Here is an 18,456-nt window from a genome sequence, read left to right as displayed (position 1 = left end):
CGACGACGGGTCGTGCCCCCGACGCGCGTGGGCGGCTCAGTAGGCCGGGTCCCAGCGGGTCGCGCGGATCGCGTCGCGCAGCTCGTCGTCGGACGCCTCCGGCGCGACCCCGTCGGCGACCGCCTGGCGGGCCACCGCCAACGCGATGCCGTCGGCGACCGCCCGCACGTCGGCCCACGCCGGCAGCAGGGGAGCGTGCGGGTCGTGCAGGGCCGGGGACGCGTCGCCCAGGGCCCGGGCGGCCGCCCGCATCATCGCGTCGGTGACCCGGGTGGCCTTCGCGGCGGTCACCGCGAGCCCGACGGCCGGGAAGATGTAGACGTTGTTGCACTGCGCCACCGGGACGTCCGGGCCGTCGGCGCGGGCCAGGGGCGGGAACGGCGACCCGGTCGCGATGAGCGCGCGCCCGTCGGTCCAGGAGTCCAGCTCGGCCGGGCGGGCCTCGGCGTTCGCCGTCGGGTTGGACAGGGGGAAGACGACGGGACGGTCGACCTTCGCCGCCATCGACCGGACGATGTCCTCGGTGAAGGCGCCCTGGGCGGTGGACAGCCCGAGCAGGACCCCGACGGTCACGTGCTCGACGACGTCCGCCAGCCCGGGCAGACCCTCGACGTCCCAGTCGGCGACGTCGGCCGGGTCGTGGGCGAAGGCCCGCTGGTCGCCGGAGAGGTCGTCGCGGTCGGTCGTCAGGAGCCCGCGCACGTCGACGACCCAGCACCGGGACCGGGCCTCGTCCGGCGAGCGCCCCTGGTCGACCATCTCCTGGCGGACCATCTCCATGACACCGATCCCGGCGGACCCGGCGCCGAGCATGACCACCTGCTGGTCGGCCAACCGCGTCCCGGCGACCTCGGCGGCGCCCTGCAGTGCGCCGAGTGCGACGGCGGCGGTTCCCTGGATGTCGTCGTTGAAGGTGAGCAGCCGGTCGCGGTACCGCGCGAGGATCGGCGCCGCGTGCGGCGTCGCGAAGTCCTCCCACTGGAGCAGCACCTCGGGCAGCTCGGCCTCGACCGCGGCGACGAAGTCCTCGACGAACGCGAAGTAGTCCTCGTCGTCGATCCGGCGGTGCCGCCAGCCGAGGTAGAACGGGTCGTCGAGCAGGTCGGGGTTGTCGGTGCCGACGTCGAGCAGGATCGGCAGCGTGCGCGCCGGGTCGATCCCCCCGATGAGGGTGTAGAGCGAGAGCTTCCCGACCGGGATGCCCATGCCGCCGACACCCTGGTCGCCGATGCCGAGGATGCGCTGGCCGTCGGTCACGACGATGACGTCGACCTCGTCGTGCGGACGGTTGCGGAGCATGTCGCGCAGGGCGTCGCGGTCGGGCCACGCCAGGTAGAGGCCGCGCGGACGGCGCCACAGCTCGGAGAACCGCTTGCAGCCCTCCGCGACGGTCGGGGTGTAGACGAGCGGGAGCGCGGTCGGGACGTCGGCGGCCAGCACCGAGTAGAACAGGTGCTCGTTGCGGTCCTGCAACGAGCGCAGGTAGACGTAGCGCTGGAGGTCCGTCGCCTGGCGGTCCACCTCGCCCCAGCACCGGCGCACCTGGTCCTCGAGCGTCGTCACCGCGTAGGGCAGCAGCCCGCGCAACCCGTGCTCCGCGCGCTCCTCGGCGGTGAACGCGGTGCCCTTCGTCCGCATCGGGTCGTCGAGGATGACGCCGTCGTCACCCGTCCCGGTCACCGTCATCGCGAGCTCCTCCCCTACCGGCCGTCGCCGGTCAGCGTGCCCCACACGCTGCGTTACCCGCGGGTACCGACCAGGGGTTCTGAGGAGAAGCTGAGCATGGGGGCGATAACCGATGTGCCAAATGGGTCGTTACTGTGTCGTTCACCTGATCGTCGTGATCACGACCGAGCACGTTCATCGCGGGCGTCGCCCGGCGGGACGGAGTCACGAGCATGTCGCATCCTGCGGGGCCGGCGCCGGTCGAGCGCTCCGACCTGGCCGAGGCCGGCCGGATGCTGCTGCGCACGGTCCTGCCCGTCGGGGTCGGGCTCCTCCTGGCGCTCGCGGTGTACGGCGGTACCGGGCACGACCTCACGATCGTCCTGCAGGACCGCTTCCCGGAGGACTCCGAGTACTCCGGGTTGTTCACGATCATGTTCTCGAGCGCCCTCATGGTCTGCGCGGGCATCGCCCTCGGGTCGCTCGTGGTCTCCCGCGCCTGGGTCCGGTACGCCGGCGCGGACCGCACCGCGTCGCCCGCCGCCACCGCCGGACTGGCCCTCGCCGTGCTGTGCATCTGGCTCGGCTTCGACGACATGATGATGGTCCACGACGCCGTCCTGCCCGGCATGGGCATCCCGGAGGACGCCGGGCTCGCCGTCTACGGCCTGGCCGGTGTCGCCCTCGTCGTCTGGGCGTTCCGCCCGATGCGCGCCGAGCGCCTCGGACTGACCTTCCTCGTCGGCCTCGCCCTGCTCGGTGGCTCGCTCGGGGGCGACGTCCTAGAGTCGCTCTTCGAGGGGCGCAACGAGACGATCGCGACGTTCCTCGGGCACGCCGAGGACGTCGTCAAGTTCCTCGCCTACGCCGCGCTCTGTCACCTCTGCATCCTGCTCGGGCGCCGTGTCATGGCGAGGACGCTCGCCGCGGCCACGGAGAAGGCCGCCCGCGAGGCGGTCGAGCGCGCGGGTGCCGCCCCGGTCCCGACGACGGGCTCGGGCCGGGTGCCGCTGCGGGTCACCGCCGGGCGGCACGCCGCCCCCACCGGCGCGGCGCCCACCCCGGTCCCGGCCGGGGACGACCTCACCCGGCCCATCCCCCGGCCCTGACCCGCACCCGTCGTCAGGACCTGCCGCGGTCCCGACGACGGATCCGGGCTCAGCCGTGCAGCGCCCGGTCGACCGCGGCCGCCGCGTCCGGGAGCGCGACCTCGGTCTGGCTCCCGTCGCGCAGGTCCTTGAGCTGGATCGTCCCCGCCTCGAGGTCCCGGTCGCCGAGCACCAGGGCGTAGCGGGCGCCCGACCGGTCCGCCGCCTTCATCGCCCCCTTGAGCCCGCGGCCCCCGTACGCGAGGTCGGACCGGATCCCGGCGCGCCGGAGCTGCCCGACGAGCCCGACCAGGTGGTCCTTCGCGGCCTCGCCGAGCCCGACGCCGAACACCTCGACCCGGCGCGCGGGCGCGACCTCGAGCCCCTCGGCGCGGCAGGCCAGCAGGGTCCGGTCCACGCCGATGCCGAAGCCGACGCCGGACAGGGACTGCCCGCCGAGCTCGGCCATCAGGCCGTCGTACCGCCCGCCGCCGCCGATCCCGGACTGCGAGCCGAGGCCGTCGTGGACGAACTCGAACGTCGTCTTCGTGTAGTAGTCCAGCCCGCGGACCATGCGGGGGTTCTCGGTGTAGGCCACGCCGAGCTGGTCGAGGTACTGCGTCACCTTGGCGTGGTGCGCGGCGGCCGCGTCCGAGAGGTGGTCGACCATCAGCGGCGCGTCGGCGAGCTGCTCGCGGACCTCCGGGCGCTTGTCGTCGAGCACCCGCAACGGGTTGATCCGGGCCCGCTCGCGGGTGGCGTCGTCGAGGTCGCACTTCTCGAGGAACCGCTGGAGCTCCGCGCGGTAGGCCGGGCGCGTCTCGGCGTCGCCGAGCGAGGTCAGCTCGAGGCGGTACCCGGTGAGCCCGAGCGCGCGGAACCCGGCGTCGGCGACGGCGAGCACCTCGGCGTCCAGCGCCGGGTCGTCCACGCCGATCGCCTCGACGCCGACCTGCTGGAGCTGCCGGTACCGGCCGGCCTGGGGGCGCTCGTAGCGGAAGAACGGCCCGGCGTAGCGCAGCTTGACCGGCAGGGTGCCGCGGTCCATCCCGTGCTCGATGACGCTGCGGACCACGCCCGCCGTGCCCTCGGGGCGCAGGGTGACGCTGCGTCCGCCGCGGTCGGCGAAGGAGTACATCTCCTTGGAGACGACGTCGGTGGACTCGCCCACACCGCGGGCGTAGAGCGCGGTGTCCTCGAAGACCGGCAGCTCCAGGTGGGCGTAGCCGGCCCGGTCGGCCTCGCGGACGAGGGTGTCGCGGACGGCGACGAAGTCGGGCCCGACGTACTCGGGGATGCCCTTGGGCGCGGCGAAGCCGCCAGCCGGAAGGGATGTCACAGCGATCTCGCCTTCGATCTCTCTAGAGGTTCCGGCCGGGGGCGTTCTGCGGCCCCTGCAGGAACGGGTTGGTGTGCCGCTCGTCGCCGATCGTGGTCGGCTGCCCGTGACCGGGCAGGACCGCCGTCTCGTCGGGCAGCGTGAGGAGCTTGGTCCGCAGGCTCGTCATCATCTCCTCGAGCGAGCCGCCGGGGAGGTCGGTGCGCCCGATGCTGCCCTGGAACAGGGTGTCGCCGGCGAGCACGAACGGCGCCCCGTCCTCGGTGGCGCCGCGGAAGACCACCGAGCCCCGGGTGTGGCCGGGCGTGTGGTCGACGGTGAGCTGCAGACCGGCGAGGTCGAGGGTGGCGCCGTCGGTGAGGGTCTCCACCCGCCGCGGCTCGCGGAACTCCAGCCCCGGGTACATCGCGGCGAGCTGGGCGCCCATCGGGCCGACCCCGGAGAGCGGGTCGGCGAGCATCGACCGGTCCTCGGGATGGATCCACGCCGGGATGTCGTCGCCGTCGCACACCGGCGTCACCGACCACATGTGGTCGAGGTGCCCGTGGGTGAGCAGCACCGCGACCGGGCTCAACCGGCGTTCCGCCAGCACCCGGCGCAACGGCTCCTCGGCGTCCTGCCCCGGGTCGACGACCACGCACGGACCGCCCTCGTCCGGGGCGATCACGAAGCAGTTGGTCTGGAAACTCCCGGCCGGGAACCCGGCGACCAGCACGTGGGTCCACCCTCCTCGCGACGACTGGCGTCCAGCCTAGTCGGCGTCGCCCGGCCTCCCCTGACCTGCCCGAACTCACCCGGGCCTGACTTCCTAGGATGCCGCCGTGCCGACCAACGAGCAGCGCCGCAAGGCCGCCAAGCGCAAGCTGGAGCGACAGATCGAGCGCCGGGCCGAACGCGCGCGCCGGCGTCGCCAGCGGCTGTCGATCATCGCGGTCGGCGCGGTGGTCGCCGTGCTCGCCGCCGGGATCGCGATCTACATCGCCACCCGGCCCTCCGACACCACCGCGGCCCCGGCGACCGCGGCGGGCGCCTGCACCTACACCGCGGACGGCCAGGCCTCGCGTCCCGTGCAGACGCCGGACCCGAACCCGGAGCGGACCGGGGTGGTCGGGCTGACCCTGCAGACCTCGCAGGGCGCGATCCCGCTCACCCTCGACCGTGCCCAGGCCCCGTGCGCGGTGAACGCCGTGACCTCGCTCGCCCAGCAGGGCTTCTACAACGACACCCCCTGCCACCGGCTCACCACCGGCGAGGGCCTCAAGGTGCTGCAGTGCGGCGACCCCAGCGGCACCGGTTCGGGTGGCCCGGGCTTCCGCTACGCCGAGGAGCCCCCGACCAACCTCGCCCCGTCCCCGCTCGGCCAGGGCGCGTCGAACTACGCCCGCGGCCTCGTCGCCATGGCCAAGACCTCACAGCCGGACACGACCGGCAGCCAGTTCTTCCTCGTCTACGCCGACTCGGCGCTGCCGCCGGAGTACACCGTGGTGGGCCGCATCGCCCCGGAGGGCCTGGCCGTGCTCGACAAGGTCGCCGCCGCCGGGACCGACAACTCCAACGGCGACGGGGACGGCAAGCCCCGCACCGCGGTCCAGATCCAGCAGGCCCAGGTCCAGTCCTGAGGGCCCGTTCCCGACGGCGGGTCGCGCCGCGACCCGCCGTCGGGAAGCCCGGTCTCACACGCTGAGCGGCAGCGCCCCGGGGTGGACGGGGGCCGGCAGGTCGGTGCGTCCGTCGGCGGCGAGGTGGGCGTCGACCGCCGCAGCGGCCGAGCGGCCCTCCGCGATGGCCCAGACGATGAGCGAGGCGCCCCGGTGGGCGTCCCCGCACACGAACACCCCGGGCACGTCGGTCTGCCAGTCCGAGCCGCAGCCGATCGTGCCCTTCGGCGTGCGCTCGATCCCGAGGCCGGGGATGAGCGCCCGGTCGTCGGGCCCGGTGAAGCCGATCGAGAACAGCACCAGGTCGGCGGGGAGGGTGTGCACCTCCTCGGAGGTCGGCACCACCTCGCGGCGGCCGTCCTCGGTCCGGCGCACCTCCACCGTCGACAGCTCGACCGCACGGACGTGCCCGCGGTCGTCGCCGACGAAGCGCTTCACCGCGGAGGCGAACAGGCGCTCGCCCCCCTCCTCCAGCGCCGGCGGCGTCCGGTACATCACCGGCCACGTCGGCCACGGCGAGGTCGACTCGTCGCGGGTCTGCGGCGGCGCCGGGTACTGGTCGAGCTGGTGGACCCCGATCGCGCCCTGCCGCGTCGCGGTGCCGTAGCAGTCCGCTCCGGTGTCGCCGCCGCCGATCACGACGACGTTCTTCCCGCGGGCGTTGATGGGCGACGGCCCGTCGCCCTCGCACTCCCGGTTGGCCGGGGTGAGGTAGTCCATCGCCAGGTGGATGCCCTCGAGGTCGCGGCCCTCGATGCTCCGGTCGTCCCGCCCCTCGAGCGCGCCCACGGCCAGCACCACGGCGTCGTACTCGGCCCGCAGCCGCTCCACCGGGAGCCCCTCGCCGCCGACCTCGCAGTTGACGACGAAGCGCGTCCCCTCCGCCCGCATCTGCTCCAGGCGACGGTCGAGCTCCCACTTCTCGAACTTGAACTCGGGGATGCCGTAGCGCATGAGGCCGCCGAGCCGGTCGTCCCGCTCGTAGACGGTGACGTCGTGCCCGGCCCGGGTCAGCTGCTGGGCCGCGGCGAGTCCGGCCGGGCCGGAGCCGACGACGGCGACGCTGCGTCCGGACGACTCCGCGGCGGGCTGGGGTGCGACGTGACCGTCCCGCCAGGCGACCTCGGCGATCGACCACTCGATCCGCTTGATCGTCACCGAGCCCGGTTGGTCGGTGATCGACAGGACGCAGGCCTCCTGGCACGGCGCCGGGCACAGCGCGCCGGTGAACTCCGGGAAGTTGTTGGTCGCGTGCAGCCGTTCGCTCGCCCGGTCCCACTCGCCGCGCCGGACGAAGTCGTTCCACTCCGGGATGAGGTTGCCCAGCGGACAGCCGGCGGTGCCGGAGTGGCAGAACGGGATGCCGCAGTCCATGCAGCGCGCCGCCTGGTCGCGGGTGCCGGCCTCGATCGCCGGGTCGGTGACGTCGGCGTACAGCTCGTGCCAGTCGTTCCGCCGCTGTTCGACGGGCCGCTTGGGGTTGTCCTCGCGCTCGTGGGTGAGGAACCCGCGGGGGTCAGCCACCAGCCACCTCCATGATGACCTCGTTCGGGTCGCGACCCTCGGTCGCGGCGCGCTGCTCGGCGTCGAGCACCCGCTGGTAGTCGCTCGGCATGACCTTCGTGAAGTGCCCGACCTGGTTCTCCCAGTCGTCGAGCAGCCGGGCCGCCTTCGGGGAGCCGGTGTACTCGAGGTGGCGCTCGACGACGTGACGCAGCCAGTCGTCGTCCTCCCCGGTGACCTCGAGCAGGTCGACCATCTCCTCGTTCACCCGGATCGCGGGCAGGTCGTGCACGAACGCGATGCCGCCCGACATGCCGGCGCCCAGGTTGCGGCCGGTGGCACCGAGCACGACCACCCGGCCGCCCGTCATGTACTCGCAGGCGTGGTCACCGACGCCCTCCACGACGGCGAGCGCGCCGGAGTTCCGCACGCAGAACCGCTCCCCCACCTGGCCGCGGAGGAACACCTCGCCCGACGTCGCGCCGTAGGCGATGACGTTGCCGGCGATGGTGTGCAGCTCGTCGGGGTCGTCCGGCGAGCCCGGCGTCCCGGTGAACTGCGCACCCTCGGGCGGGCGGACGATCACCCGGCCGCCGGAGAGGCCCTTGGCGACGTAGTCGTTGGCGTCGCCGACCAGGTCGAGCGTCACGCCCTTCGGCAGGAACGCGCCGAACGACTGGCCGGCCGATCCGGTGAACCCGACCTGGATCGTGTCGTCGGCCAGACCGTGCCGGCCGTAGCGCCGGGTGACCTCCGCGCCCAGCAGGGTGCCGACCGTGCGGTTCACGTTGCGGACCGGCAGGTCGATCCGGACGGGTCGGGCGTCGTCCAGCGCGCCCTCGGCGAGCTGGATCAGGGTGCGGTCCAGCGCCTCGTCGAGCCCGTGGTCCTGGGACTTCGTGCGGTGCCGGTCGGTGGAGGCGCCCTCCGGGACGTCCGGGACCGCGAACAGCGGCGTCAGGTCGATGCCCTGCGCCTTCCAGTTGTCGACCGCCTCGCCCGCGTCGATGAGCTCCGAGTGGCCGACCGCCTCGTCGACGGTGCGGAACCCGAGCTGCGCGAGGTACTCGCGGACCTCCTCGGCGATGAACCAGAAGAAGTTCTCGACGAACTCCGGCTTCCCGGTGTACCGCTTGCGCAGCTCCGGGTTCTGCGTCGCGACGCCGACCGGGCAGGTGTCGAGGTGGCAGACCCGCATCATGATGCAGCCGTTGACCACCAGCGGGGCCGTCGAGAACCCGTACTCCTCGGCGCCCAGCAGCATCCCGACGATGACGTCGAAGCCGGTCTTCATCGCGCCGTCGACCTGCACCGAGATGCGGTCGCGCAGCCCGTTGAGCATGAGCGTCTGCTGGGTGTCGGCGAGGCCGATCTCCCACGGTGCCCCGGCGTGCTTGAGGCTGGTCAGCGGGGCCGCGCCGGTCCCGCCGTCCCAGCCGGAGATGAGCACGACGTCGGCGTGGGCCTTGCTCACCCCGGCCGCCACGGTCCCGACCCCCACCGAGCTGACCAGCTTGACGTGGATCCGCGCGGCGTCGTTGGCGTTCTTGAGGTCGTGGATGAGCTGCTTGAGGTCCTCGATCGAGTAGATGTCGTGGTGCGGCGGCGGGGAGATCAGGCCGACCCCGGGGGTCGAGTACCGCACCTCGGCGATCCACGGGTAGACCTTCTTGCCCGCGAGCTGGCCGCCCTCGCCGGGCTTCGCGCCCTGCGCCATCTTGATCTGGATGTCGTCGGCGTTGACCAGGTACTCGCTGGTCACCCCGAAGCGCCCGGACGCGACCTGCTTGATCGCCGACCGCTTGGCCGGGTCGACGAGCCGGACCGGGTCCTCGCCGCCCTCCCCGGTGTTGGACTTGCCGCCGATGTTGTTCATCGCGATCGCCAGGTCGGTGTGCGCCTCCCCGGAGATCGAGCCGTAGCTCATCGCGCCGGTGGCGAACCGCTTGACGATCTCGGTGGCCGGCTCGACCTCGTCGAGGTCGATCGGGGTGCGGTCCTCGAGGCGCAGGCGGAACAGGCCGCGGAGCTGCCCGCCGCTGCGGGTCAGCCGGTCGACCTCGGCGGTGTACTTCCGGAACACGTCGCGCTGCTTCGTGCGCGTGGAGTGCTGCAGCAGGAAGACCGTCTCCGGCGTGAACAGGTGCAGCTCGCCCTCGCGCCGGTAGGCGTACTCCCCGCCCACGTCGAGTCGGCGGTGCGCCCGCTCCGTGGGGTTGGCGGGGTAGGCCGACCGGTGTCGGGTGGCGACCTCCGCGGCGAGGACGTCCAGCCCGCCCCCGCCGAGCTTCGAGGAGGTGCCGTGGAAGTACTCGTCGAGGAACTCCTGCGACAGTCCGATGGCCTCGAAGACCTGCGCCGCGGTGTAGCCGCTGACCGTCGAGATGCCCATCTTGGACATCACCTTGAGCACGCCCTTGACGCAGGCCTTCACGTAGTTCGCGATGGCCTGCTCGACCTCGAGGTCGTCGAGCCACCCCGAGGTGATCATGTCCTCGATCGACTCGAACGCGAGGTAGGGGTTGACCGCGGCGGCGCCGTAGGAGAGCAGCAGCGCCATGTGGTGGACCTCGCGGGCGTCGCCGGCCTCGACGACCAGGGCCACCTGGGTCCGCTCACGGGTGGCCACGAGGTGGTGGTGCACGGCCGAGACGAGCAGCAGCGACGGGACCGGCGCCCACCGGGCGTCGGAGTCCCGGTCGGAGAGCACGAGGATCCGCTTGCCGTCCGCGATGGCCTCGCTCGCCTGCCGACGCACCCGGTCCAGCGCCTCGCGGAGCGCGGTCTCCCCGCCGTCGACCTCGTAGAGGCCGGAGAGGACCGTGGCCGCGAAGCCCGGCATGTCGCCGTCGGCGTCGATGTGGATGAGCTTCGCGAGTTCGTCGTTGTCGATCACCGGGTACGGCAGCACGACCTGCCGGCAGCTGGCCGGCCCGGGGTGGAACAGGTTCTGCTCGGCGCCGATGGGCCGGGCCATGCAGGTGACGAGTTCCTCGCGGATCGCGTCCAGCGGCGGGTTGGTCACCTGGGCGAACAGCTGCACGAAGTAGTCGAACAGCAGGCGGGCGCGGCGCGAGAGCGCCGCAGTGGGCGTGTCGGTGCCCATCGACCCGAGCGGTTCCGCGCCCGACGTCGCCATCGGGGCGAGCAGGATGCGCAGGTCCTCCTCGGTGTAGCCGAAGGTCTGCTGACGGCGCATCACCGACTCGTGGGTGTGCACGACGTGCTCGCGGTCGGGGAGCTCGTCGAGCCGGACGAGACCCGCGTGCAGCCACTCGGAGTAGGGCTCGGCGGCGGCGAGCTCGGACTTGAAGGCGTCGTCGTCGACGAGGCCCCGTCCCCGCGTGTCGACGAGCAGCATCCGGCCCGGCCGCAGCCGGCCCTTCGCGACGACGTTCTCGGCGGGCACGTCCAGCACCCCGGACTCGCTCGCCAGGACCACCCGGCCGTCGGCGAGCTCCCACCACCGGCACGGCCGCAGGCCGTTGCGGTCCAGGGTCGCACCGAGCAGGGTGCCGTCGGAGAAGACCACGGCCGCGGGGCCGTCCCACGGCTCCATGAGGCTCGCGTGGAACTGGTAGAACGCCCGCTGGTCGGCGGGCATCTCGGCGTGGTTCTCCCACGCCTCGGGCATCATCATCATCACCGCGTGCGGCAGCGAACGTCCGCCGAGGGTGAGCAGCTCGAGCACCTCGTCGAAGCTCGCCGAGTCCGAGGCGTCGGGCGGGCACACCGGCATGGCCCGCTGCAGGTCGCCGGGGAAGTGGTCGGTGCCCAGCAGCGCCTCCCGCGACCGCATGCGGTTGCGGTTGCCCTTGATCGTGTTGATCTCCCCGTTGTGCGCCATCGCGCGGTACGGGTGGGCGAGCGGCCAGCTCGGGAAGGTGTTCGTGGAGAACCGGCTGTGCACCACGGCGACCGCGCTGCGCAGCCGCTCGTCGCGCAGGTCGGGGAAGAACAGGGGCAGCTGGTCGGTGGTGAGCATGCCCTTGTAGGTCACGGTCCGGCTCGACAGCGAGGTCACGTAGAGCCCGCAGCCCTGCTCGACGGACTCCCGCTCGACGCGCTTGCGCACGACCCAGGCGACCCGGTCGAGCTCGATCCCGGCCAGGGTCCGCTCGGGGTGGGCGACGAGCACCTGGGCGAAGTGCGGCATCGCCGACCGGGCGACCGACCCGACGTCGGCGCCGTCGGGGTCGACCGGGGTCTCGCGCCACGCGAGCACCTCGAGGCCCTCCTCGGCGGTGATCCGCTCGAGCAGGGAGACGGCCTTCGTGCGCGCGTCCTCGTCGACGGGCAGCATGATCAGGCCGCAGGCGTAGGCGTACTCGTCCTGGCCGCCGTCGGCCGAGGGCCGGGGCGCCGGGAGCTCCGCGTCGACGGTGGCGCGGAGCAGCTCGTCGGGCACGCCGAGCAGGATCCCGGCCCCGTCGCCGCTGGTCGGCTCGCTGCCGGCAGCGCCGCGGTGGTCGAGGTTGTGCAGCACCTGCAGGGCGTCGGCCACGATGCCGTGGGAGCGGCGACCCTGGGTGTCGACGACGGCACCGACGCCGCAGGCGTCGTGCTCGAAGGCGGGGTCGTAGAGGCCCTGGGGCCCGGGAACGGACGAGAACAGCACGGGGCGGGCCTCCTGGGCGCCGGGCTCCGCGCCCGGAGGTCCGCCGGGCGCTCGGCGGTCGTCGCGAGCCGGATGGTGGTGATCCGGGACGACGATGGCCCGGGAGGGAGTCTAGCCCGGCGGACGGCCGGCGGCGGGGCGTGCAGAGCCCGGGGGCAGGTGTGGGACCGGGCCCGCTCCGCTCCCGGTTCGAGCTAGTGCGCGCTCGACGGCGGGGCCGCCGAGGCGTCCTCCTCGGGCTGCATGCCCTCGGGCTCGGCGTCGACCCCGGACGGTTCGGAGGCGCCGTGGTGGGTGGCGGTGTCGTCCCGGTCCGGCGCGGCGGCGTCGTCGCGCGAGGCCCGGGCGGCGCGGGCGTCGTCGTTCTCGTCATCCCTCGGTGTCACGAGTCCGGGCGTACCCGGGCCGCCCCCGGCCGAACCGGCCGACTCGACCGGCATGGACGCGGAGAGGTCCTCGCGAGGTCCGCGGGCGAGGGCGAGGTAGAGCAGGGCCGCGACACAGACGACGGCCGCGACGATCACGTTGACCCGCACGCCCTCGACCCGGGTGAGGGCGGGATCGGTGCGCAGCATCTCGATCCAGAAGCGGCCCAGGGTGTAGCCCGCGACGTAGAGCGCGAAGGCCCGCCCGCGGGCGAGGGTGAACCGTCGGTCGGCCCAGATCACGAGGACGGCGACGAGGATGTTCCAGATCAGCTCGTAGAGAAAGGTCGGCTGGACGATCTCGAGGGGCGTGCGGTCGACCGCCACACCCGCGAGGTTGTCCACCGCCCCGGTGCCCGGGTCGATCCGGCGGTAGATCTCGAGCCCCCACGGCAGGGTGGTCGGCGCGCCGTAGAGCTCCTGGTTGAAGTAGTTGCCCAGCCGTCCGATCGCCTGCGCGAGCACGATGCCGGGCGCCGCGGCGTCGGCGAAGGCCGTGAGCGGCACCCCCCGACGACGGCACGCGATCCACGCGCCGACACCACCGAGGGCGATGGCGCCCCAGATGCCGAGCCCGCCGTTCCACACGTACAGCGCGGCCACCGGGTCGCCGCCCGGTCCGAAGTAGGTCCGCCAGTCGGTCGCCAGGTGGTAGAGCCGGCCGCCGACGAGGCCGAACGGCACCGCCCAGACCGCGACGTCGATGACGAACCCCGGCGCTCCGCCGCGGGCGACGAAGCGCCGCTCGGTCAGCCAGACGGCCACGATGATGCCCGCGATGATGCACAGCGCGTAGGCCCGCAGCGGGACCGGACCGAGGTACCAGACCCCCTGGGGAGGGCTGGGGATGGTCATCGGCAGCGACGCGAGCACGGTGGCCACGCTATCGGTCACCCCCGACACCGTCCGTGAGGTGGGGGCGGGCTCAACGCCCGGTGTGGTTGCCCCGGACGCCGGCCGCGAGCTCGGTGGTCAGCCGCGCGACCGCGGCCCGTCCGTGCTCGGCGGCGGAGACCAGCGCGGACCCGACGATGACGCCGTCGGCGAACTGCGCGACCTCGCCCGCCTGCGCCCCGGAGCGAACACCCAGACCCACCCCGATCGGCAGGTCGGTGTGCCGCCGGGTGCGCTCGACCAGGGCCGGGGCGGTGTCGGAGACGGCGTCGCGGGCGCCGGTGACGCCCATGGTGGAGGCCGCGTAGACGAACCCGGTCGTGGCCGCGACGGTCGACGCGAGCCGCTGCTCGGTCGACGACGGGGCCACCAGGAAGGTCCGGCCGAGCCCGTACCGGTCCCCGGCGGTCAGCCAGTCGGCCGCTTCGTCGGGCACCAGGTCCGGCGTGATGATCCCGAGTCCGCCCGCGGCCGCCAGGTCTCGGGCGAACGCGTCCACGCCGTAGCGCAGGATCGGGTTCCAGTACGTCATGACGACGGCCCGTCCCCCGCGCGCGGCGACGGACTCGACCGCGTCGAGGGTGTCCCGCGTGCGCACCCCGGCCCGCAGGGCGGTCTCCACCGCGTGCTGGATCACCGGCCCGTCGAGCACCGGGTCGGAGTAGGGCAGCCCGATCTCGAGCAGGTCGGCGCCGGCGTCGAGGGTCTGGGCGAGCAGTCCCTTCGAGCCGGCCACCGTCGGGTAGCCGGTGGGCAGGTAGCCGATCAGCGCGGCGCGCCCCTCGGCGCGGGCGGTGCTGAAGACCTCGTCGAGCACCGCGAGGCCGGTTCGGGTGCCCGTGTCGCTCACAGCTCCCGCTCCCCCGCGGCCGCGTCGTCCGGCACCGGCTCCGTGGTCGGCAGGGCGGCCGGGTCGACCACCTCGAACCACCGCGCCGCGGTCTCGACGTCCTTGTCACCGCGACCCGAGAGGTTCACCAGCAGCATCGCGTCCGGCCCGAGCTCGCGGCCCAGGCGCAGCGCGCCGGCGATCGCGTGGGCGGTCTCGATGGCGGGGATGATGCCCTCGGTCCGGCACAGCAGCCGGAACGCGTCCATCGCCTCGGTGTCGGTGACGGGGACGTACTCCGCCCGGCCGATCTCCGCGAGGTACGAGTGCTCGGGCCCGACGCCGGGGTAGTCGAGGCCGGCCGAGATCGAGTGGGACTCGACGGTCTGCCCGTCCTCGTCCTGCAGCACGTAGGTGAGCGCGCCGTGCAGTGCGCCCGGGGATCCGCCGGTGATCGACGCGGCGTGCCGGCCGGTGTCGACGCCGTCGCCCGCCGCCTCGCACCCCACGAGCCGCACGTCCGTGTCGTCGAGGAACGGGTGGAAGATCCCGATGGCGTTGGAGCCGCCGCCGACGCAGGCGAGGACGGCGTCCGGGAGGCGGCCGTGACTCGCCAGCACCTGGGCGCGCGCCTCGAGCCCGATGACGCGGTGGAAGTCGCGCACCATCATGGGGAACGGGTGCGGGCCGGCGGCCGTGCCGAGCACGTAGTGGGTGTGGCCCACGGTGGAGACCCAGTCGCGGTAGGCCTCGTTGAGGGCGTCCTTGAGGGTGCGCGAGCCCGTGGTCACCGGGACGACCTCGGCGCCGAGCAGCCGCATCCGCGCGACGTTCAGCGCCTGCCGCTCGGTGTCGACCTCGCCCATGTACACGACGCACTCGAGCCCGAGCAGCGCCGCGGCCGTCGCGGTGGCGACGCCGTGCTGGCCCGCGCCGGTCTCCGCGATGACGCGGGTCTTGCCCATCCGCACCGCGAGCAGCGCCTGGCCGAGCACGTTGTTGATCTTGTGCGAGCCCGTGTGGTTGAGGTCCTCGCGCTTGAGCAGGACGGTCGCCCCGCCCGCGTGCTCGGACAGCCGCCGCGCCTCGGTGACCGGGGACGGTCGGCCGGCGTAGTCGTGCTGCAGCCGGTCGAGTTCCGCGAGGAACTCCGGGTCCTGACGGGCCTTCTCGTACTCAGCGGCGACCTCGTCGACCGCGGCGATGAGGGCCTCGGGCATGTACCGGCCGCCGAAGCGGCCGAAGTGGCCGCCGACGTCGGGGTCGTGGTCGTGCCGGGCGAGACCGTCGGAGGCGGTGGGCAGGCTCTCCGGCCGGGTCGGGCTCATCGCGCCGGCTTCGGGCAGGCGGGGTGCGACCCGGCCGTGACCAGCTGGCGGACGGCGGCCCGCGGGTCCTCCGCGGTGGCCATCGACTCGCCCACGAGCACGGCGTCGGCCCCGAGGCCGGCGTAGGTCATGAGGTCGCCGGGACCGCGCACGCCGGACTCCGCCACCCGCAGCACCTCGCCGGGCAGCCCGGGGGCGAGCCGGCTGAACACCTCGCGGTCGACGTCGAGGGTCCTGAGGTTCCGCGCGTTGATGCCGACGAGCTTCGCGCCCGCCTGCAGGGCCATGTCGGCCTCGATCTCGTCGTGGATCTCCACGAGCGCGGTCATGCCGAGGGAGTGCACCCGGTCGACCAGCGCGTCGAGCGCGTTCTGCTCGAGCACCGAGCACATCAGCAGCACCAGGTCCGCGCCGTGGGCCCGCGCCTCGTGCACCTGGTAGGTGCCGACCACGAAGTCCTTGCGCAGGATCGGCACGTCGACCGCCGCGCGCACCTCGTCGAGGTCGGCCAGGGACCCCTCGAAGTAGTGCTGCTCGGTCAGCACGCTGATGATCCGCGCGCCGCCCTCGGCGTACTGCCGGGCGAGCTTCGCCGGGTCGGGGATGTCGACCATGTGGCCGCGCGACGGCGAGGCGCGCTTGACCTCGGCGATCACCCCGATGCCCTGGCCCTGCAGGGCCGCGAGCGCGTCCTTCGCCGGCGGTGCGGCGGCGGCGGCCGCCTTGACCTCGTCGAATCCGACGGCGGCCTCGCGGGCGGCGAGGTCGGCCCGGACCCCCTCGAGGATCTGCTCCAGGACGCTCACGCGGCTGCTGCCCCCATCCTTCGGGCTCTCGATCGAGCCGGTTCCCTGCAGGTGCGGGGCGCCGGATCCGGTCCCTGGCGAGTACACCGGAAGTTTAACTCCCGGTCCCCTGGGTTCCGTCCGGTGCCCTCGGTGTCGGGCTCTGCGGACGGGCCGTGGGATCGTCCCCGGCGTCGAGCGCCTCCCACAGGGAGCGCTCCTCGTCGTCCTCCCGACGACGGGCGGGGGCACCCGGCGCGTCGTACCGCGCGCCGAGGCGCGGCATCACGGCGCCACGCAGGGCCACGAGCAGCCCCACGCCGATGAGCAGCAGGCCGCCCACGCCCCCGAGCAGCGGCCACACGACCGAGGCCTGCACCCCGACCGCCCGGCCGGCCTGCTGCGCGGCGACCGGCAGCGCGTCGGGCGCGGGGGCCGCGAGCCCGGACAGCGAGCGCAGCAGCGCCCACAGCCCGGCGACCCCGACGACGGCGCCGACCGCCCGGCGGCCCCACCCCGACGTCGCGAGCAGACCGCCGATGGCGGCGAGCGCGAGCAGCGCCCAGGGCACCAGGACCGGCTCGGCGTCCGCCCCGGTCGCCGTGACCACGACCCTCCCCCGCACCGGCACGTCCCAGGTGGCGGTCAGCCACGTGCCCCGCGAGGCGCCCCACAGCGCGAGGGCGGCGAGCAGCAGCCCGACGACCGCGAAGCCGAGCAGGCGGGAGCCCTTCACGTCGTCGCGCCGGGCTCGGGGGCGCGCAGCGTCGCCGCCGTCGCGACGGCGGCGAGCACCGCCCGGGCCTTGTTCGACGCCTCGGTGTCCTCGGCGACGGGGTCGGAGTCGGCGACCACCCCGCCCCCGGCCTGGACGTGGGCGACCCCGTCGCGCAGCAGCCCGGTGCGGATGGCGATCGCGGTGTCGGCGTCGCCCGCGAAGTCGAGGTAGCCGACGATCCCGCCGTAGAGCCCGCGGCGCGTCGGTTCCAGCTCCTCGATGATCTCCATGGCCTTGGGCTTCGGGGCCCCGGAGAGCGTGCCGGCCGGGAAGCAGGCGGCCACCGCGTCGAAGGCGCTGCAGCCCTCGCGGAGCCGGCCGCTCACGGTGGAGACCAGGTGCATCACGTGGCTGTAGCGCTCGATGTCGAAGAAGCGGTGCACCTTCACCGTGCCCGGCACGCAGACCCGACCGAGGTCGTTGCGCCCCAGGTCGACGAGCATGAGGTGCTCGGCGCGCTCCTTCTCGTCGGTGAGGAGGTCCTTCTCCAGCAGGAGGTCCTCCTCGGCGTCCGTCCCGCGCCAGCGCGTGCCCGCGATCGGGTGCGTGGTGGCCACGCCGTCGCGCACCGTCACCAGGGCCTCGGGGCTGGAGCCGACGATCTCGAACGGCTGATCGGCGGCGTCGGTGAGGCGCAGGAGGTACATGTACGGGCTGGGGTTGGTGGCCCGCAGCACCCGGTAGACGTCCAGCGCGTCCGCGTCGGTGTCGGACTCGAACCGCTGGCTGACCACCACCTGGAACGCGTCGCCCGCCCGGATCCGCTCCTTGGCCGACTCCACCGCCGCGAGGTAGGCGTCGCGGTCGAAGCGGCGCCGGACCTGCGGCGAGCGCCCCGCCGTCGGGTCGTACTGCGCGACGGTGGAGGGCGCGGGGGCACCCAGCTCGGCGGTCATGCGGTCGAGGCGGGCGACCGCGTCGTCGTACGCGGCGTCCGCGCGCTCCGGACTGTCGTCCCAGTTCACCGCGTTGGCGATCAGCGTGACCGTGCCCTCGTGGTGGTCGAGCGCGGCGAGGTCGGTGGCCAGCAGCATCACGAGCTCGGGGATGCGCAGGTCGTCGTCCGCGAGCTCGGGCAGCCGCTCGAGGCGGCGCACCGCGTCGTAGCCGATGTACCCGACCAGTCCGCCGGTGAGCGGCGGCAGCCCGGGCAGCGGATCGGTGCGCAGGCGCTCGAGGGTCTCGCGCAGCGCGTCGAGCGGGTTCTCCTCGTCGCCCGGCAGCCCGACCGGCGGCGTCCCGGTCCAGTACGCCCGGCCCCCGCGCTCGGTGAGGGCCGCCGCGCTGCGGGCGCCGACGAACGACCAGCGCGACCAGGACTCGCCGTTGGCGGCCGACTCGAGCAGGAACGTCCCGCTGCGCCGGCCCGCGAGCTTGCGGTACACCCCCAGCGGGGTCTCGTCGTCGGCGAGCAGGCGCCGCACCACCGGGATCACGCGGTGGTGGGCGGCGAGCTCGTGGAACTGCTCGCGGCTCGGCTGGACGGCGCCGAGGGTGGTCGGCGGGTCGGTCACGGACACGCTGCCCATTGTGGACGCCGGGTCCG

At 73.9% G+C, this 18,456-nt stretch carries 13 protein-coding genes; 2 read left to right on the top strand and 11 right to left on the bottom strand.

Translation table 11 applies throughout. The features are described 5' to 3' along the window. Nucleotides 1-36: 36 nt before the first annotated feature. Entirely contained in the window at nucleotides 37-1,686 is a 1,650-nt protein-coding gene (locus BJ983_RS07215; RefSeq protein ID WP_179793196.1) for an NAD-dependent malic enzyme, read from the bottom strand. Between the two features lie 212 nt (nucleotides 1,687-1,898). Here BJ983_RS07215 and BJ983_RS07210 point away from each other — a divergent pair, with 212 nt between their 5' ends. After that, nucleotides 1,899-2,774, top strand: a complete 876-nt coding sequence (locus BJ983_RS07210; protein ID WP_179793195.1) for a hypothetical protein — start codon at nucleotides 1,899-1,901, stop codon at nucleotides 2,772-2,774. 49 nt (nucleotides 2,775-2,823) lie between these two features. Here BJ983_RS07210 and hisS read toward each other — a convergent pair whose 3' ends face one another. Next, nucleotides 2,824-4,092, bottom strand: a complete 1,269-nt coding sequence (gene hisS / locus BJ983_RS07205) for a histidine--tRNA ligase (protein ID WP_179793194.1) — start codon at nucleotides 4,090-4,092, stop codon at nucleotides 2,824-2,826. 22 nt (nucleotides 4,093-4,114) lie between these two features. Next, nucleotides 4,115-4,807 carry an MBL fold metallo-hydrolase gene (locus BJ983_RS07200; RefSeq protein ID WP_179793193.1) on the bottom strand — a complete coding sequence of 231 codons (693 nt, stop codon included), beginning with the start codon at nucleotides 4,805-4,807 and terminating at the stop codon, nucleotides 4,115-4,117. 106 nt (nucleotides 4,808-4,913) lie between these two features. Here BJ983_RS07200 and BJ983_RS07195 point away from each other — a divergent pair, with 106 nt between their 5' ends. Then, nucleotides 4,914-5,711, top strand: coding sequence for a peptidylprolyl isomerase (locus BJ983_RS07195; protein WP_179793192.1), 798 nt, complete (start codon nucleotides 4,914-4,916; stop codon nucleotides 5,709-5,711). A gap of 54 nt (nucleotides 5,712-5,765) precedes the next feature. Here BJ983_RS07195 and BJ983_RS07190 read toward each other — a convergent pair whose 3' ends face one another. The 8 genes from BJ983_RS07190 to BJ983_RS07155 form a co-directional block, all read right to left on the bottom strand. Further along, a complete protein-coding gene (locus tag BJ983_RS07190) occupies nucleotides 5,766-7,274 on the bottom strand; it encodes a glutamate synthase small subunit (protein ID WP_179793191.1) in 1,509 nt (502 codons plus the stop codon). Beyond that, a complete protein-coding gene (gene gltB, locus BJ983_RS07185; RefSeq protein WP_179793190.1) occupies nucleotides 7,267-11,871 on the bottom strand; it encodes a glutamate synthase large subunit in 4,605 nt (1,534 codons plus the stop codon). The genes BJ983_RS07190 and gltB overlap by 8 nt, the downstream gene beginning before the upstream one ends. 194 nt (nucleotides 11,872-12,065) lie before the next feature. Beyond that, nucleotides 12,066-13,151, bottom strand: coding sequence for a prolipoprotein diacylglyceryl transferase (gene lgt / locus BJ983_RS07180; protein WP_179797460.1), 1,086 nt, complete (start codon nucleotides 13,149-13,151; stop codon nucleotides 12,066-12,068). A 70-nt stretch (nucleotides 13,152-13,221) separates the two neighbouring features. Further along, nucleotides 13,222-14,040 (bottom strand): tryptophan synthase subunit alpha, encoded by an 819-nt coding sequence (gene trpA / locus BJ983_RS07175; protein ID WP_179793189.1) that lies wholly within the window; start codon nucleotides 14,038-14,040, stop codon nucleotides 13,222-13,224. Further along, nucleotides 14,037-15,347, bottom strand: coding sequence for a tryptophan synthase subunit beta (gene trpB, locus BJ983_RS07170; protein ID WP_179793188.1), 1,311 nt, complete (start codon nucleotides 15,345-15,347; stop codon nucleotides 14,037-14,039). The genes trpA and trpB overlap by 4 nt, the downstream gene beginning before the upstream one ends. Then, a complete protein-coding gene (trpC, locus tag BJ983_RS07165) occupies nucleotides 15,344-16,153 on the bottom strand; it encodes an indole-3-glycerol phosphate synthase TrpC (protein WP_179793187.1) in 810 nt (269 codons plus the stop codon). The genes trpB and trpC overlap by 4 nt, the downstream gene beginning before the upstream one ends. A gap of 94 nt (nucleotides 16,154-16,247) precedes the next feature. Then, nucleotides 16,248-16,868 carry a Trp biosynthesis-associated membrane protein gene (locus BJ983_RS07160; RefSeq protein ID WP_343053842.1) on the bottom strand — a complete coding sequence of 207 codons (621 nt, stop codon included), beginning with the start codon at nucleotides 16,866-16,868 and terminating at the stop codon, nucleotides 16,248-16,250. Further along, a complete protein-coding gene (locus BJ983_RS07155) occupies nucleotides 16,865-18,439 on the bottom strand; it encodes an anthranilate synthase component I (RefSeq protein WP_179797455.1) in 1,575 nt (524 codons plus the stop codon). The genes BJ983_RS07160 and BJ983_RS07155 overlap by 4 nt, the downstream gene beginning before the upstream one ends. Nucleotides 18,440-18,456 lie beyond the last annotated feature (17 nt).

Source organism: Actinomycetospora corticicola, from assembly GCF_013409505.1.
GTDB classification, from domain to species: Bacteria; Actinomycetota; Actinomycetes; order Mycobacteriales; family Pseudonocardiaceae; genus Actinomycetospora; species Actinomycetospora corticicola.
This window is presented reverse-complemented; position numbering and strand designations above follow the sequence as displayed.

Bases quoted from the DNA above. Each gene is read 5' to 3' on its own strand.
- BJ983_RS07215 (WP_179793196.1), bottom strand. From the start codon at position 1,686: ATGACGGTGACCGGGACGGGTGACGACGGCGTCATCCTCGACGACCCG.
- lgt (WP_179797460.1), bottom strand. From the start codon at position 13,151: ATGACCATCCCCAGCCCTCCCCAGGGGGTCTGGTACCTCGGTCCGGTC.
- trpB (WP_179793188.1), bottom strand. From the start codon at position 15,347: ATGAGCCCGACCCGGCCGGAGAGCCTGCCCACCGCCTCCGACGGTCTC.
- BJ983_RS07155 (WP_179797455.1), bottom strand. From the start codon at position 18,439: ATGGGCAGCGTGTCCGTGACCGACCCGCCGACCACCCTCGGCGCCGTC.
- BJ983_RS07210 (WP_179793195.1), top strand. From the start codon at position 1,899: ATGTCGCATCCTGCGGGGCCGGCGCCGGTCGAGCGCTCCGACCTGGCC.